This window comes from Mesobacillus maritimus (assembly GCF_023715205.1).
GTDB classification, from domain to species: domain Bacteria; phylum Bacillota; class Bacilli; order Bacillales; family Cytobacillaceae; genus Mesobacillus_B; species Mesobacillus_B maritimus_C.
The window spans coordinates 153920-170110 of record NZ_JAMBNR010000001.1; the positions used below are offsets into that span (position 1 = coordinate 153920).

Annotated in this window: 19 protein-coding genes; 3 read left to right on the forward strand and 16 right to left on the reverse strand. The window is 37.4% G+C overall.

The window, feature by feature from the left end:
- Window positions 1–63: 63 nt before the first annotated feature.
- The 3 genes from M3182_RS00755 to M3182_RS00765 all read right to left on the reverse strand — a co-directional run bounded on the left by M3182_RS00755 (window position 64) and on the right by M3182_RS00765 (window position 3235).
- A complete protein-coding gene (locus M3182_RS00755) occupies window positions 64–609 on the reverse strand; it encodes a 50S ribosomal protein L11 methyltransferase (RefSeq protein ID WP_251555790.1) in 546 nt (181 codons plus the stop codon).
- A 120-nt stretch (window positions 610–729) separates the two neighbouring features.
- Complete coding sequence (locus tag M3182_RS00760) at window positions 730–1653, reverse strand: deoxyribonuclease IV (protein WP_349775410.1); 924 nt, start codon at window positions 1651–1653, stop codon at window positions 730–732.
- A 244-nt stretch (window positions 1654–1897) separates the two neighbouring features.
- On the reverse strand, window positions 1898–3235 hold the full coding sequence (locus M3182_RS00765; RefSeq protein ID WP_251555792.1) for an MATE family efflux transporter: 1338 nt from the start codon (window positions 3233–3235) through the stop codon (window positions 1898–1900).
- Between the two features lie 398 nt (window positions 3236–3633).
- On the opposite strand from M3182_RS00765, the gene M3182_RS00770 reads away from it, so the two are divergent.
- Window positions 3634–3870: a hypothetical protein gene (locus tag M3182_RS00770; RefSeq protein WP_251429607.1), complete on the forward strand. Its 237-nt coding sequence runs from the start codon at window positions 3634–3636 to the stop codon at window positions 3868–3870.
- A gap of 56 nt (window positions 3871–3926) precedes the next feature.
- Here the strand turns inward: M3182_RS00770 and M3182_RS00775 are convergent, their stop codons facing one another.
- The 11 genes from M3182_RS00775 to M3182_RS00825 form a co-directional block, all read right to left on the reverse strand.
- Window positions 3927–4733 (reverse strand): ABC transporter permease, encoded by an 807-nt coding sequence (locus M3182_RS00775; RefSeq protein WP_251429605.1) that lies wholly within the window; start codon window positions 4731–4733, stop codon window positions 3927–3929.
- Between the two features lies 1 nt (window position 4734).
- Complete coding sequence (locus M3182_RS00780; protein ID WP_251429602.1) at window positions 4735–5511, reverse strand: ABC transporter ATP-binding protein; 777 nt, start codon at window positions 5509–5511, stop codon at window positions 4735–4737.
- 15 nt (window positions 5512–5526) lie between these two features.
- On the reverse strand, window positions 5527–6579 hold the full coding sequence (locus M3182_RS00785) for an ABC transporter substrate-binding protein (RefSeq protein ID WP_251429599.1): 1053 nt from the start codon (window positions 6577–6579) through the stop codon (window positions 5527–5529).
- Window positions 6580–6760: 181 nt separating this feature from the next.
- The gene (locus M3182_RS00790; RefSeq protein WP_251429596.1) at window positions 6761–6946 is read right to left on the reverse strand and encodes a hypothetical protein; all 186 of its coding nucleotides are present in this window, start codon (window positions 6944–6946) and stop codon (window positions 6761–6763) included.
- Between the two features lie 17 nt (window positions 6947–6963).
- Window positions 6964–7119 (reverse strand): hypothetical protein, encoded by a 156-nt coding sequence (locus M3182_RS00795; protein ID WP_251429593.1) that lies wholly within the window; start codon window positions 7117–7119, stop codon window positions 6964–6966.
- A gap of 13 nt (window positions 7120–7132) precedes the next feature.
- Window positions 7133–7561, reverse strand: coding sequence for a DUF1292 domain-containing protein (locus M3182_RS26315; protein ID WP_349774443.1), 429 nt, complete (start codon window positions 7559–7561; stop codon window positions 7133–7135).
- A gap of 139 nt (window positions 7562–7700) precedes the next feature.
- Window positions 7701–8195: a flavin reductase family protein gene (locus M3182_RS00805; RefSeq protein ID WP_251429591.1), complete on the reverse strand. Its 495-nt coding sequence runs from the start codon at window positions 8193–8195 to the stop codon at window positions 7701–7703.
- A 121-nt stretch (window positions 8196–8316) separates the two neighbouring features.
- Complete coding sequence (locus M3182_RS00810) at window positions 8317–9159, reverse strand: 2OG-Fe(II) oxygenase (RefSeq protein WP_251429588.1); 843 nt, start codon at window positions 9157–9159, stop codon at window positions 8317–8319.
- A 206-nt stretch (window positions 9160–9365) separates the two neighbouring features.
- Window positions 9366–10115 carry a glucose 1-dehydrogenase gene (locus M3182_RS00815; RefSeq protein WP_251429585.1) on the reverse strand — a complete coding sequence of 250 codons (750 nt, stop codon included), beginning with the start codon at window positions 10113–10115 and terminating at the stop codon, window positions 9366–9368.
- A 177-nt stretch (window positions 10116–10292) separates the two neighbouring features.
- Entirely contained in the window at window positions 10293–11474 is a 1182-nt protein-coding gene (locus M3182_RS00820; protein WP_251429582.1) for an acetyl-CoA C-acetyltransferase, read from the reverse strand.
- Between the two features lie 124 nt (window positions 11475–11598).
- Window positions 11599–11970: a hypothetical protein gene (locus tag M3182_RS00825; protein ID WP_251429848.1), complete on the reverse strand. Its 372-nt coding sequence runs from the start codon at window positions 11968–11970 to the stop codon at window positions 11599–11601.
- A gap of 182 nt (window positions 11971–12152) precedes the next feature.
- Between M3182_RS00825 and M3182_RS00830 the strand changes: the two genes are divergently transcribed.
- Complete coding sequence (locus M3182_RS00830) at window positions 12153–12401, forward strand: inner spore coat protein YmaG (RefSeq protein ID WP_251429580.1); 249 nt, start codon at window positions 12153–12155, stop codon at window positions 12399–12401.
- 177 nt (window positions 12402–12578) lie between these two features.
- Here M3182_RS00830 and M3182_RS00835 read toward each other — a convergent pair whose 3' ends face one another.
- Window positions 12579–14831: an AAA domain-containing protein gene (locus M3182_RS00835; protein ID WP_251555794.1), complete on the reverse strand. Its 2253-nt coding sequence runs from the start codon at window positions 14829–14831 to the stop codon at window positions 12579–12581.
- A gap of 84 nt (window positions 14832–14915) precedes the next feature.
- Complete coding sequence (locus M3182_RS00840; protein ID WP_251429574.1) at window positions 14916–15845, reverse strand: SDR family oxidoreductase; 930 nt, start codon at window positions 15843–15845, stop codon at window positions 14916–14918.
- A gap of 165 nt (window positions 15846–16010) precedes the next feature.
- Between M3182_RS00840 and M3182_RS00845 the strand changes: the two genes are divergently transcribed.
- Entirely contained in the window at window positions 16011–16184 is a 174-nt protein-coding gene (locus tag M3182_RS00845; protein WP_251429571.1) for a hypothetical protein, read from the forward strand.
- The last annotated feature ends 7 nt before the right edge of the window (window positions 16185–16191 follow it).

Here is a 16191-nt window from a genome sequence, read left to right on the forward strand (position 1 = left end):
AAAAGACCGCAGGGGCTGGTAACACCGTACGGTCGATACAATAGAGGGTTCCCTTCATGGGGATCAGCTAAAAGTGGCAATAATCCACCCTGCAGCAATAGCTAACAAACCTGACCCAGTTCCGATATCGAGAACTTTTTTTGCATGTAAATTTTCATTTAAAATAAACCGTAAACAATCTTGAGTAGTACCATGCAAACCTGATCCAAACGCACGTGGTGGTTCAAATAGAATTACTTTACCATCAAGCTCTTCATCAGCAATAGTTGGTTTTATGAACCAGCCATTAGAAAGGTCAATAACTGGGAAAGGTTGTTGCCATCCTTTGTCTTCTTTCAGCCATTGACCATCAATTGCAGTTAACTCAATATTTAAAATGTCGGCTAAATGTTGTCGAGTTGCTTCGATTGTTTTATCTTCTGCATCTTCAAGAACAATTTTCAATTCAACATTCTCGTTTAATCGTTTCTGATAATCATATCCATTCTCATATTGAATAGCATCGAAAGGCTGATCATAATACAAATTATAAAATCCATACATACTTAGAGTTTCCATGATTATATCAATGTTTTGCAATGAAACGATTGTCTTGTATTCGTATAACATCTTCTACCATCCTATTTCAAGTAATTATTTTAACCACATTATACCATTTTAAAGCGATTTTAATTCTTTTAACATTCCAATACAAATAACCTGCTTTCTAAAATACCGAGAGCAGGTTTATCACCCAAATTCCGACCATCTCTGTAATAACAATTGTATTTCCTTATCATGTGTTACCCCTTCATCATCTGGGGTTTCTAGTATTAGCGGAATATCCTTTATGGTCGGAGATAAAATCAATGATTCGAATGCTTGTTCGCTAATATGTCCTGAATTTAGGATGTTTGCATGACGATCTCTTCGTGAACCAGTGGGATGTTTTGAATTATTTAGATGAATCACCTTTAATTGAGACCAGTAATCTAATTCCTTCCCTTTCACAATCAATTCTTTTGTATTTTCCCCATCCCATAATCGACTAGCAAACGCATGACATGTATCGAAACAAAATCCAATTTTTTCAGGATATTGAGATAGGTTACGAATTTGTACCAATTCCTCTAACGTCGTACCTAAACCGCCTTTTGTTCCAGCATTGTTTTCTAATAATATCTTTGCTTTCCCATCCCATTGGTGAAGTACTTCATTTAACACATGTAACATTAAATGATAGCTTGCAAGTGGGTCACTTTTACTAATTTGGTTTCCATAGTGGACGACTACACCGAGTGAACCGCAGCTATTAGCAATTTCTAGATCGTTCAAAAGCGATGAAACCGTTTGTTTTAGGTTGTTATCATCCGGTGTTAGACTTGTAGAATATGGAGTATGAGCAACAGAAATTATTCCATGTTCTCGGCAAAATTTCTTGCAATTTTCTGCATCCTCTTTATCGAATATTTTAATTGAAAGACTTCTAGGGTTCTTAGGAAAATATTGAAAAGCAGTGGCCATGTTTGCCACCGCTCTTTTTGCTGCAGCTAAATACCCATCACGAATACTAACATGGCTTCCTAATATCATCGTTATTCCTTTCTTATCTCTTAATTTATCCACTGCAGATACAAGATAATGATCAATTGATCTTCGTTTAAATTGTGGCAAATTATTCCATGAAATAATAAATAGTGATAACAATATGCTTAAAAGTACGTAAAACTACTTTTTCTACATTTATTGAAACATCTTCATTGTTTTATTGTTTCCAACATTATTATTTCCAAATATTTAGCAAACATTTAGGTTGTGGTATTTTTTTCATACTCTTTATTGTTATTGAATATCAGTAAAAGAAAAACCAACACGCAGTTCATATTTATGGCTGCATGTTGGTTTAAAATAATCACATTTAGTTGTTAGCAAAGAGTTTTCGTTGTTTCCATTTCCCAAATTTAAAATAGCCAAAAGCAAAAAAGCTGCTGATGATAAAACTAACCCCCATCCCAAGGGCAATTCCATTGGAACCAAACATGTCGGAAAAGAGATAGGTTAACGGATAGCGAAGCAACCAGAATGAAATTAAGTTTAAGATCAAGACTTGATACATCGCTCCTGAACCTCTAACGATTCCATTTAAAATAAAATTAAGTCCGATAAACGGATAAAAGAAAGCAATTATTCTTAAATATTCTGATCCGAATGAGGCTGCTTCTCCGTTTTGAATAAATAGCCCTATTAAGAATTCTGCAGAGAAGAAAATCACTACTGCAATCAAGAGCATAATGGCGAAATTATAGACAGCTCCGTAAATCGCTAGCTGGCGTACACGATCCCAACGACCTGCACCAATGTTTTGGCCGGCCATACTATTTACCGCTGTTCCTAAGGCCATTGCCGGTAAGGTAATTAAACTATCAATCCGCTGGGAAGCACCAAATCCGGCCACAACATTTTCCCCAAAACCATTGACCACACTTAAGATTGCTAATACACCAGCATGTATGACCATCATTTGCAGACCTGAAGGAATCCCTAATTTTAAAATGAGCCAGACCTCTTCCATACTAGGGACAGTAGGAATTGAAAAAGGAACTAGTTTGTTTCTAAGTGTATAAATCAAGCCATATAAAAAGGAAATTCCTTGTGAAAAGACAGTTGCATAAGCCGCTCCCTCAATCCCCCAGCCAAAGACTAATATAAAAACAGGGTCCAAAATTGTATTTAAGATAACGGCCACCAAAACGAAGGTTAAAGGCGTTTTGCTATCACCTAATGAACGTAAGACAGAACTGATAAAATTATAACCTAGTAAAAAAAGAATTCCGATAAAGTTAATGCGTAAATATGCATTTGCATCTGCCAACATATCAGGAGGGGTATCAAGCATCAATAGAATATGTTCTGAAAATATAAAACCTATAAAACCTGCGACCAGAGATAAAATAGATAAAACGACTACAAATGCGTTTAAATAGGATTTAAGCCCCTTCTCATTACCTTTGCCTCGTTGTTGTGAAAGGATTGTCAAGGTTGCATGATTAATTCCGATAATAAAAGACAAAACTGTGACGATTACTGTTGAAGCGACTGTTATGGCACCTAATGGATTCGCACCCAATAAATTTCCAACCCATAAACTATCGATAAACTGGTAGGAAACTTGTAGTAAATTGGCAAGCATAATGGGTGTTGAAAACAAGAACAATTGCTTGACGATTGAGCCATTTGTAAAATCATGTTGAGCCAATCAAATCGGCCTCCCTTTCTTCAATGAAACATTCCCATAGTTTAACATATCGTTCGTACTCAAGCACGAGACATGCTCAGGAAACAAAAGGGATTCCGTCAATAATCTTCAGCGAATATCGAAAATGCAATAGCTTAATAAGCGCTAAGACAACAACCATTGCTAAAATACCCCCATAATATTCCCAAACCATTCTTGTTTATAAAACATTCGCTCCTTTTTTCCTCCAAGGGTAGTAAGTATGAGCCTTCACAGTAATTCACTTGCGGAAAATTTGAACTCAAGTTGATAAATAAAGTGCCATTAAGTGGCACGATTAAACAATGCAAAGAAACAACAGACTTTAGATGTAGGGAGAGAAACTTTGATTGAAACGGAGATAGGAAGGGGTTAGATTAATGGCAGATATTTTCGATCCAATGGAATATGAAATTGGCGTTCCAATACGGACTTTCAATATTCTCGATACAGCTGTAACAGAAGAAGGGTATGACGTGTTATTAAATATTGATTTAGATAGTGGCTATGAATTAGAAGATGTAAAAATGAAAATTTCGTTTGAGGACTTAGCTGCTTATGAAACAAATGATATACATGAAGGAGTAAAATACGCACTTGGCTTTTTTACGGAGTAAATCAAATAAAAAGTCAGTCCAATTTTGCTAAAAGGACTGACTTTTTATTCATTTATTTATTTCCATGGGATCAGTTTACGTTCTAACCATTGCAGCGCACGATTAAATGTTAGTCCAAGGAAAGATAGTATGAGAACACCTGCCATAAGTTTTGTTGTAATCATAAGGTTTCCATAGTGTAATACCATTGCCCCAATACCATATTGTGCGGCTATCATCTCTGCTGAAACCAAAAGCAATAGTGCTGTTCCAGCAGCCAATTTTAACCCAGCAAAAATAGTTGGTAGCGCACCAGGCAATATTACCTTGCGAACGACGCTGAAGTGGTTTGAACCAAAAGTCACTGCGGCTTTGATTAAGCTAGGATCTACACCTTTTACTCCAGAAAAAGTATTGATTAATACAGGGAAGAAAACACCTAACGCAATAATCGCAACCTTAGGCATTTCACCGATGCCAAACCATAAAATAATTAAAGGTAATAGAGCAATTTTTGGAATTGGATAAATCGAATAAACGATTGGGGTAAAAATGGCATCCGCCCATTTAGAGAACCCCAGGATTAAACCAACGATAATACCAAAAACCGCCCCAATTGTATATCCTCCAGCAATCCGATAGAGACTTGCGAAAAGGTTCTTAAACAGTTCCCCACTGCTAATCATATCCCAACCATCAGTGACAATTGCTGTTGGTGCCGGGAGGAATAAAGGTGGAACAATATTCATTCGACAGACAAGCTCCCATAAAATCAAAATACCGGTAATGCCGGCAACAGAGACATAAGCTGGTACCTTTTGTTCTAAAAAGGCAACTCGATTTTTTATGATTTTCTTGGTTTTATTTGGACTAGTGTTTGCCATTTTACACCTCCTTCAATGCTTCTTCAGCATCATGTCGGATTAATTGCCAAATATCATCCGCATATTTTTCAAATTGTTGCCGATATTTGTCTTGGTCTCGACCGATTTTAGGGAGGTCAATCTGAATAATTTTCTTAATGTGGCCTGGATGACGTGACAGCACAATTACTCGGTCTGCTAGGTATACAGCCTCCTGAATATTATGTGTCACATACAATGTGCTTAACTTTGTTCGATTCCAAATGGTTAAAAGCTCTTCCTGCATAATGGTCCGTGTTTGAGCATCCAACGCAGAAAATGGTTCATCCATTAACAGGAGGTCAGGCTCGACTGCAAGTGCGCGAGCAATACCTGCTCTTTGTTTCATGCCCCCAGAAAGCTGTTTCGGGAAGGCATTTTCAAAACCTGTTAATCCTACCATATCAATATAATGTTGACCTTTTTTGGCACGTTCCTTTTTAGGAACTCCTCTCTCTTCTAATCCAAACGTAACGTTTTCTAAGACATTGCGCCAAGGAAAGAGAGCAATATCTTGGAAAACAATCCCTAAGGTAGGTTCTTTATCATCGTTACTACCTTCAAAATAAACTTGTCCTTTTGTTGGTGACAATAAGCCGCCAACAATATTTAATAGAGTCGATTTACCACATCCGCTCGGACCAACTAAGACGACAAATTCTTGTTCATTAATAGTAAAGTTGATATCTTCGAGTGCGAGTGTTTCATTCTTTTTTGAATCGACAAACTTTTTTTCTACATTCTCAATTACGACTTTCATGCTGTCACTTCCCTATTATTTCAACGCTTCTTCTAATAAATCTGTATTAACAATTTTACTTGCATCGATTGCTTTATCAATCAGCTTTTCTTTCGCGTACCAATCAATTTGAGTTTGGATGTCTTCCTCTAATAATTTTCCTTGAGGATCCATATACGGCATACCCAGCTTAATTAATTCAGGGTCTTGGTCCGTATATTTTGCTATGATTTCAACAACCTCATCATAGTTTTCGCCAGGAACCAATTCACCGTTTTCTTGTGTTAATACGGCATCATAATAATACTGAGTTGCTTTTACATACGCTTTTAGGAATGGAACTGCTACCTCCTTGTTTTCGGCAAAAGCTGGAGAAAAGAAAATGCCTGATGTTTGATAATCCATTTCCTCACCAACTTGCGTAATCACTTTACCGTAGCCTTCTTGAACAACGGTTGAGATATTCGGTTCATTTAAAATGACTGCATCTACTTGTTTACTATTCAATGCTTCCATCAAGCCTTTAATACTGTTTAAGGGAACTAACTGAACATCATTAATTGTAAGTCCGTGGTTTTCTAGTATCCTTCCAGCCATATAATGGAAGGTAGAGCCTGTTTGCGTGATGCCAATTCGTTTTCCTTTTAGATCCTTGGGTTCTGCTACATCAGAATCGTCTGGAACGAGTACAGCTGAAGATGAGAAGCCTTCTTGTTCTCGCCCTTTATCTGCTACGATCCATAATTGCTGTCCACCAGCGACCATATTAAATAAGCTTGCTGTAATTCCAGTCGCTCCTACGTCAACGCTACCACCAGCTGTCGCAACCGTAATTGGTTGTGCCGCTTCAAACCATTGTGGATTAACTTCAAGATTTTCTTCCTCAAAGTAACCTTTTTCCATCGCAATAAATAAAGGAGCTGTACTTGTTAATTTCAGCATGCCTACATCAACAGTGATTTTTTCAGTAGATTCATTGCTTTTTTCACTATTGTTTTCTTCACTTGCATTATCTTGACTGCCACAACCCACAAGCGCAAGCATGACTGTGAGCGTAATAGCTATCAATCTCCATTTAGTTTTGTTCAAAGAAATTCCCCCTATTAATACAATTTTTTTAATTTATAGACTATTATAACGCAAGCTCATAATTATTCTACACAATTTTTAAAATTACTGTAATAAAATGCATCTAACAACATAAAATGAGGAAATTCAGAATTTCCTGTCATTAAAAGAAAGTAGCCATTTGGCTACTTTCCGTTCCTAATCACATACTTGGTTGACGTCGCTTTAATTGCTTTTCAATTGCTTGGTCACGTTCGCCTCCATCTGAAAGTTCTTCTGAGAACTCATGTTCATTCTTTAACCCCTTTTTACCTACTAATGTTGAAGTTCGAATGGTTTCGGATTGCAAATTATTATTGGGTGCACCTTGATGATTCCAATCAGCCACTTTCTAACCTCCTTCATCTAGCTTGGATTAACTTCGTCATAAGAAAGAGTTGTTACCTCTGTGTATTCTCCTTTTTCGATTTCACTATTTGTAGCTTCTTCGTTCATTTCTTCCTGATCATCCATTCCTGGGGCGACAGTAGGTTCTTGTTTCTTTAAATTTTCTTTTTTCATTTTGCACTCCTCCTTACTGTGGATCTGCTGGAGCAGCATCAACAGCTATTTCATAGGCATCAAGAATGGCTTCTTTTTCAGAATGATTAGATAATCCAATTAGATGTTGCCCATCTTCATCTTCCTCAACTTGCATAAGGACAGTATCATTTTCGGATCTTAATAATGCGTACGTTTCTCCCCGCATATCAAATAAAGCTTCAACTTCATACAAAATTTCGTTGCCAGCTTCATCTTCTACCGTAATTAAGTCACGAATATTTTCACTTTTAATCATCGTTTCACCCCATTCCCATAATAAGAGGTTCACTCTCCTCCGTATTAAAATTTCCACTTCATAAAGAATCATGCTGAGTAGATACTGGAATAAAATTGGTTTTATTAATAGACTCTTTTCTAAAAATTGTAGACCTGTTAAATCTAGATAGTCATTTTTTCCCATGATTAATTTAATTCAGAACTAAAGTTCAAAATATGACTTACACATTGTATAGTTAAAATTCGTTGGTTAAAAATAACCTTAATTACGAAAAGTAAAATAAAAAAACCTTCCTTAAAAAAGGAAGGGAAATCTAACAGTTTTACTTATAAAATTCATCTGGAATTGGACCAAACTTTCGCTTATGGTACAATAATGGTTCTTTTTGTTCACTCTGAATTTCAACAACTTCTCCGATCAAGATCGTATGGTCTCCGGCATCCACAGTCTTATATGTTTTACATTGAAGAACGCCTGCTGCACCAGCAATCACAGGGAGATTATGAGCAGACAATTGCCATTCACAATTACTAAAGCGATCTATTCCCTTCGTAGCGAATAAGGAACAAATATCACTTTGGTCACCTGCTAACACATGAACAGCAAATTTGTCAGTGTTTTTAAATACATCATGAGAAGATACTCGCTTATCAATTGACCATAGAATGAGCAATGGGTCAATAGAAACGGATGCAAAAGAATTGACCGTTAACCCAAGTGGGGTACCATTCTCATCAACAGTTGTAACAACCGTAACACCTGTCGGGTAATTACCCATTACTTCTTTAAATAACGCCTCATTTGTTTGGTTCGTCATCTGGTTCACACCTTCCAATAATCATTAGCTATCTTTTGATATATAACAATATTAACAATTTTAAAACCATGTGTACATTTTTCTGACTAACTAATTAAACTAAAAATAGGTAGCAATACAATCAATAAATTGCTTGTTGGCGAATCCATTTTGTAGCGACCCATTTCTCGCCCTTTTTGATTGGAACACTGCTATGCACGGACATCCGATCTACTTGACCTATGCTGTTTCCGTAATGAAAATAAACAGCGGATCCTTTCTTAGGGACAATACTAATTCCTGCTTTTGGAAAAACAGTTTCTCCGCCGGCTTCAACGTCATTTAAGTAAATGAGAAAAGTCCCCACTCTTTGCCCACCTTTTTCAGGGTCAACTTTACTGGGTGGGAAAAAATCAAAATGCTGTTTATACTCTTCCCCTATGTCATAATTTAAAACTTGAAGACCTTCTCCATTTTCAACTGGAAAGTCAGTCAGTGCAGCTATTCTTCGTTCAATTTTTCCAATTAAGTTGTTTTCATGGACACTAAAAGCCATTCCCTTGCTTGTTCGGCCAGGTGCGGTTACTTCCTGACCTGTTTTAGGGTCTACAATTTTAGAAGGGAGCAAGCGTTCTTTTGAGCATAAAATGAGTTCGTCACATTCAGCTTCACTCAATACATTATCTAAGTGAAGGATGAACGGCTTATCAGCTCTAGAGAGTACTTTAATGTCACGGTCGAGGGTGGAAATAACCGTGCCCTTTTTCCCTATTGGTGGTGTCTCGGACTGATATGCCTCTTGTACGGCTTCATTCGTAACGATGGATTCTTTCCCCACGATTCGGAAAAGTGTCTCGTATGCAAAGCGGGGGGCAAATCCTTTTTTGATTAAGGCATCTGCAATGACAACAGGACTAACACCTTTGCTTAACGTATCAATAATCCAATCCCTTAGTTCATTTGAGATTTGTCTTATTTTTTCCATAGAATCGTCTCCTTTAGAGGCCGTTCGTCTTTTTAAGTAAGCATTTACATAAAACAAAATGAGTTCATCAATTAATTGTAAGGCAGGCATTCTATTGCAGTTTCGATATATTAATAGATTAAACAAAATTCCAAAGAATTACAATAGAATAAATAGACCAAAAAGCCTTCTCGAGTATATAGGCGAGAAGGCAAATATTCATATATTCATTCTTCATAAATCATCTTTTTCGTCATACCACCATCTACTTCTAAGTTCACCCCATTTACAAAGTTGTTTTCTGGTGACGTTAAGTAGAGACATGCTCGGCCAATATCGTCCGGTTTACCAACACGCTGGGAAAAATGTTGTCGGTGGTCTCGTTCCGTTAATTTTGAATAATCACCTGTCTCAATCCACCCTGGGGAAATGGCATTAACTGCTATATGATCTTCACTAAAAGAAGCAGCAAGTGCATGAGTTACCGCCACAATTCCACCTTTTGTTGCTGCATAAGCTTCCGAATTGGGTTCGGACATTAAGGCTCTTGTTGAAGCAATATTCACTATTGCACCACCACTTTCGTTCTTCCGCATATATTTTGCTGCTTCACGTGATGCTAAGAATACACTTCTTAAATTGGTGTGCATGACGTCGTCCCATTCTTCTATCGTTAATTCATACGGGCTTTTCCATATTCCTTTACCGGCATTATTAATTAATATATTGAGACTATTGTATGTATCGTATGCTGTTTTCATTAACTTTTTTACTTCACTTTCGTTTCTTACATCGGTCAGAATAAAATGAGCTTGTCCACCATTCTTCTTTATATCGAAAACTGTTTTCTCTCCATTTTGTTTGTCCACGTCAGCCACAAACACTCTTGCTCCATTTTCTGCATAAAGCTTAGCTATAACTCTTCCAATCCCATTTGCTGCCCCGGTTATAACTACTACTTTATTTTGGTAATTCATTGGTATCCCTCCTTCGTTTTCATATCCATGATTATACCCTAAATATATTGTTCTATAGGATAATAAAATTTTTGTCACTAATTCTTATTCATCATGTAAACATTTCTATGAAGATCTTCACAAAAATCGCGTGTACCTTCTTAGGCACACGCGTTTCCTATGAATCTATCTCTATGGTTAAATGCCCTCAATGACGACAGATATACCTTGGCCACCACCGATGCAAAGTGAAGCTAAACCGTATTTTCCTTGTCTTTCTTTCAATTCTATAGCTAAGGAGTGGAGAATTCTTGTTCCACTTGCCCCTACTGGATGACCTAAAGCGATGGCCCCTCCATTTACATTAACCTTTTCCGGATTAAGATTCAGTGCTTTGATCACAGCTAATGATTGCGCAGCAAATGCCTCGTTCAATTCAATTAAATCAATATCACTCATACTTAAACCGGCTTTAGCCAAAGCGATTTTACTTGCTGGAACTGGACCTATTCCCATAATTGTAGGGTCTACACCGGCTACTCCCCATGAAGTAATTTTGGCTAAAGGCTTAACATTTGGATGTTCTTCTAAATATTTTTCTGAAACTAGTACAACCGCTGCTGCACCATCGTTGATTCCACTTGCATTTCCTGCCGTTACAGTTCCATCCTTTTTAAAAGCAGGTCTCAGACCAGAAAGCTTCTCTAATGATGTAGCTGGTTTAATATGTTCATCCTCAGAAACAGTAATGGTGCCTCTACGATTAGAGACTTCAACAGAGACAATTTCTTTCTGGAATCTTCCGGCATTCCTAGCATTTGCTGCACGTTGTTGGGAGATGAGTGCAAACTCATCTTGTTCCTCTCTAGTAATCTCGTATTGTTCTGCTAAGTTTTCAGCTGTAATCCCCATCCCACAACCTGTGTATTGATCTTGCAATGTTAAGGTAAGCATATCATCAATTTCTGGTGTTTTTAGTCCTGTCCCAAATCGTGTATTTCTTAAAACATGTGGGGCTTGACTCATATTTTCAGCTCCACCAGCTAACGCTGTTTCCGCATCTCCCAATAGAATCGCCTGTGCTGCTGAAACGACTGCCTGCAGACCTGATCCACATAAACGGTTAAGGGTTAGCGCAGGCGTTTCTATTGGAATCCCTGCTTTAAGAGCGATATGTCGGGATAAATATGAAGCCGCTTTTGTTGTATGTATGACATTGCCAAAAAACACTTGATCAATCTCATTTGCTGAGACATTGCTTCGCTTCAAGGCTTCTTTACTTGCTATCACGCCCAAATCGATGTCTGAAACATTTGTTAACGAACCACCAAAACTTCCAAATGGCGTGCGTGCTCCTTCTACTAAGTAAACCGCTTTCATTATCCTCACTCCTAAGATATTTTTTCTCGTTCCTTCTATCATTTTATAATTCTCCATTTAATTTTACTACACTTTACTGTTTATTTCGAAAATTTAAATTAAGGATTAAAAAAGAGCTCTTGGATTAATCCTCTGACTTATACACTGCGTGGTAAGAATTTTCTCCTGAATGAACAGAGAGGAGGGTATCAGCATAACCAACAAGACGATTAATTAGTTCTTCCACAATGGCATGAACGATTGGTCGCGTATCTTCTTCATGTAATTTAGGATCGTCAAAAATAACCGTTGAATTGATAAAGATATCGCGATTCCCATATAAATCATAATGAATAATAGCTTTCCCAGCAGCTCCACCAGTTTGGGGATCTTCGAAACTTGGCAAAAAGACATACCATTCTTCAGCAGTAGCAGACCGAAAGTTTTTTGTGAATGTTAATCCTTCTAATTCGTTTTTAATTCGGTTATTCAGTATGGTTTGTTTAGCATCTATAATTTTATTGTTTTTATGTTTGTCTTTCACCCTTAACACCTCCTCCAAATATCTATTCTCCCCACTCGTCATCATATCAACCGCTCTAGGTGGGGTATTTTTCCTATAAAAGGCGAATACCCAAGAGATTATATGGGTGTCTGCATAAAATGTACGGAATAAACATATGAGGAGGAATATAGAAAATGAATAACGGTCAAGAAATGTTTATGAATCCTTATGACACGAGAATATTTGGTAGACCATGGGGTTTTGGGCGTCCGTTCGGTTTTGGTAGACCATGGGGCTTTGGGCGTCCGTTTGGTTACGGCTTTGGCTTTGGTGCTCCGTTTGTTGGAGGTTTATTAGCAGGAGCAGCCTTAGGAAGTGCTTTCTATCCGCCATATGGCCCTTATGGTTATGGATACGGATATGGTTACCCATATTTTTGGTAATAGGTGAAGGTAAATTCCCCAAGCATTCCGTTAGTAGATAAAAGTTTACTGGATAAGGCTTACAATCGCATTAGTCTAGCTTACTTTAATGAGTCTTTTTTAAAAAATAGTCTAACAAAGAGCTACGAACCTTTGCAAACTTGAAGGTTCGTAGTTGACGTTTTGTTTGATTCTCTTCTATTCTTTCAATAATTGTCCGATGAAAAATTCACTTACCTTTCTAGAATGAAGTCTTGCTGCAACAAAAGGTGGGTCCACATCAACCACCGCTTCTAATGGTTGACCAAGCCATAATATTTCCTCATCGATTAAAATAAATGGGAAGGCGATATTTTCATCCATCCACTGATTTGGTTGTAAGTGTTGCATTGGTTGTTTTGAGACAAGAGTAAACGAAACTTTTGGATGCCTCTTAGCCAACATTCGCTCCCATTCTGTAGCAAGAGTTTTCCCCTCCGGGATCGCAATAACAATAGAGTTTTTCGCAGATTGTAGATCTTGGAATACTTTAGATTGCTTTCTTGCGTGCGACCAAGCTAATTTTGAGTGTTGGTTTTTAATCCAATATCCAATCTTTTGCGTTGTCACCTGTTGATTATGCTGCATTTGGTGGTCAACAAGTTGTCGGAGTGTTTTCCCACGGAAAATGTTTTTTTTAATAAAGGACGTATTACTAACGTGAATAAACTTTCCACGGGTACGAGTGATGGCGACATTAATTAACCTCTCACTGTCTTTGCCAACTAACAGCATCCCTGGTCTTGATTGAGGTTCGGCATCTACAGTATCAAATATCATCACATCCCGCTCACTTCCCTGGAATCGATGAACCGTTGCTGCTATAATATCCGCATTTTTGTTTTCGTTTTCTAATAACTCCTCTATCAGAAGGTTCATTAAATTAGATTGTATCCGGTAAGGAGTCACGTACCCAATTGATTTGGCCCCTCCGAGAACAGATTCATAGATGAGTTGAAAGGACAATAACAATTGCCAAAGATTATATCTCGAGTTTGAGCTCTTTTCACTAAGAGAATGGTGTCCTGTATAACTAGTATCTAAAAGTATAGAAGCATGTCCTGAAAAAGGTGTTTGCAAGACAATTTTATTGCGATTTGTATACACAGCTTCATGATCTGCCACAAGAGACTTGTATATATATTGATTCGTAAAAGCGGAAATGTCTGGATGCATCCTGCGCTGCTCTTTTAATAATAACATGTGGGGATGTAACTTCTGCTGATTCACGGAATCAGCAACGTTAGTTTTATGAAAAATATCCTCTTTTAACCACTCTGTTACCAGTAAGTCTCGACTTGCTGCGATGGGTGGTAACTGTTTAAAATCACCACATATGATCACCCTTTTTCCTAGCGTTGCTGCAAAAGCAGCTTGTGGAACATAGGCCATACTCGCCTCATCAACAATAATCAAATCAAATTCTTTTTCATAAATAGCAGAATCACTCGCTGCTTTCGCGAGCGTTGTACCAATAATCGCAGCTTTTTTTAACAATTCTAGTTCCTTTTGACGAAACTTATCTAGTAGCCTAGCTAGCTTAGTTTCAATTTCTAAAAGCTCGTCCGAATCTCGTTTGCTAAACGACCGAGTTAAATCTTGTTTTATTGTTCTTCTCTCAACTAATAGTGCAGTGCGTTCCTTTGATAATTTAGGGTTGGAACTCTCAATTAATTGTTCAGAAGTAATCTCAGTATGATTGGCAAGGGATTGCCCAGAATTTGTACCGTAACGAAGCACATCTCCTACACAAAATTTGTCTTTCCTCTTTAGAAATAAAGAGATTTCTGCAAGAAGAACATCTACTGCTTGATTGCTGTGTGCCAACACCAAAATGCGTTTTTCTTGCAAGTATTTATTTGCTGCTACACGTGCAAGTGTATATGTTTTGCCGGTGCCAGGAGGACCCCAAACAAACGTTACTGGATTATACTTTGACCTTAAAGTCAATTCATGAACATTGCTCTTGATTCTTGTTGTTGGATGTTTCGGTTCCATTGTTGGGTCCATTAGCCTTTTTAATCTAGCTCGCTTTTGCTTGCTTTTCTTAATCTCGTCTAATCGTTCAATTAAGTTTTCTAACAATTCCCAAGGGTCATGTAAGAGTGTCGCTTCTGATATTAATTCTCCTATACTTTTTTCTAGTGCAACAATCATTCCCTTACCTTCAGAAGATAGAACACGACCATTTGTTTTTAGCCCTCCCCATTCTAACCTTATTTTTGATCCGATTGGAATTGGCAATGAGCTTGATGTATCAAAATAGTACGTAAACATTTCATCTCTTGATATAAATCGACCATTATAGACAATATATCGTGTTCCACCAAATTTTTTTAAAAAAGAAATTTCTTTTTGAATCGCTTTTTGCCATTCTTTTATATATGTTTTTGTTGTATTTTTCTCAACCATAAATGCATCCTTTGTATGTTCAAGTTTAATAACAAACAACACTTACGTTTAAAATAAGTGTTGTTTGTTTATTATCGCATATTTTTACGAAGACATCACTTGCCCACCATTAACATGAAGTGTTTGTCCGGTGACAAATCGTGAATCATCTGAAGCAAGGTACACATAGGTTGGTGCGAGTTCAAATGGTTGCCCTTGCCGCTCCATTGGATTCCCAGCAAGCGGAACTTGATCAGCAGAAAAGCTTGCTGGTATTAATGGTGTCCATATACGTCCTGGTGCTACTGCATTAACTCGAATTCCTTTATCAACCAAATTATTTGCTAACGCACGAGTAAATCCGACATTTGCTGCCTTTGTAGCTGTATAGTCAATCAATTGATCATTTCCATCATAAGCCACAACTGAAGCTGTATTGATAATGCTACTTCCTGCCTTTAAGTATGGCAATGACGCTCTTGTTGTATAAAAATGAGAATAAATATTGACTTTAAAAGTATCATCGAACTGCTCGTCAGTGATATCCAATAAACTTAATTGTTGAAACTGAATCCCAACATGATTGCATAAAATGTCTAATTTCCCGAAGGTTTGAACCGTTTTTTCAACAATAGCTTTGCATTGTTGTTTCTTTCTTAAATCCCCCGGAAGCAATAAACATTGTTGACCAAGTTCTTCAATTCTAACCTTAGTTCGATTCGCATCTTCATGTTCATCTAAATAAGAAATGGCGACTTTCGCTCCTTCTTTTGCAAACGCAATCGCAACCGCTGCACCGATGCCACTATCCCCACCAGTAATTAGCGCAACTTTCCCTTTTAACTTTCCGCTACCTAGATATTGAGGATTTTCAATAATCGGTCTAGGAACCATTAATTTTTCTACTCCTGGTTGACGAAGTTGTCTTTGCTCAGGGACGGTTAATGGAACATCTTTGTATTCAGTGATTTTGCCATAATTCGGATACATCGGATACCCTTGAATGGATTTTTGTTGATGGTGATCTTGTGACATAAAGAACCTCCTGAATAACGATTTCTGATTACTCTATGTCTTTTGGGCTATGGATGTGCTTGGTTATTTCATGATGTCCAACAGTCCAGTAGAGACGCGCTCATTTCCATATTACTTGAATAGGATATTAGCGGGATTTACATTTTGTTTTTGGGGGTTACGAGATTGTCAAACTTCATTTATCATGCAAAAGCCACGTTATTATTAGAGCATCATTCACCAGAGAAAGTAAATGTCTTATATAATCAAAACCTTTACCCATTTCAACTTCCAAAGATTGGACCAAGACCACCATATTATACTCATCCTAGGTATGAACCATATTATCCTATAATTTAAAATGAAC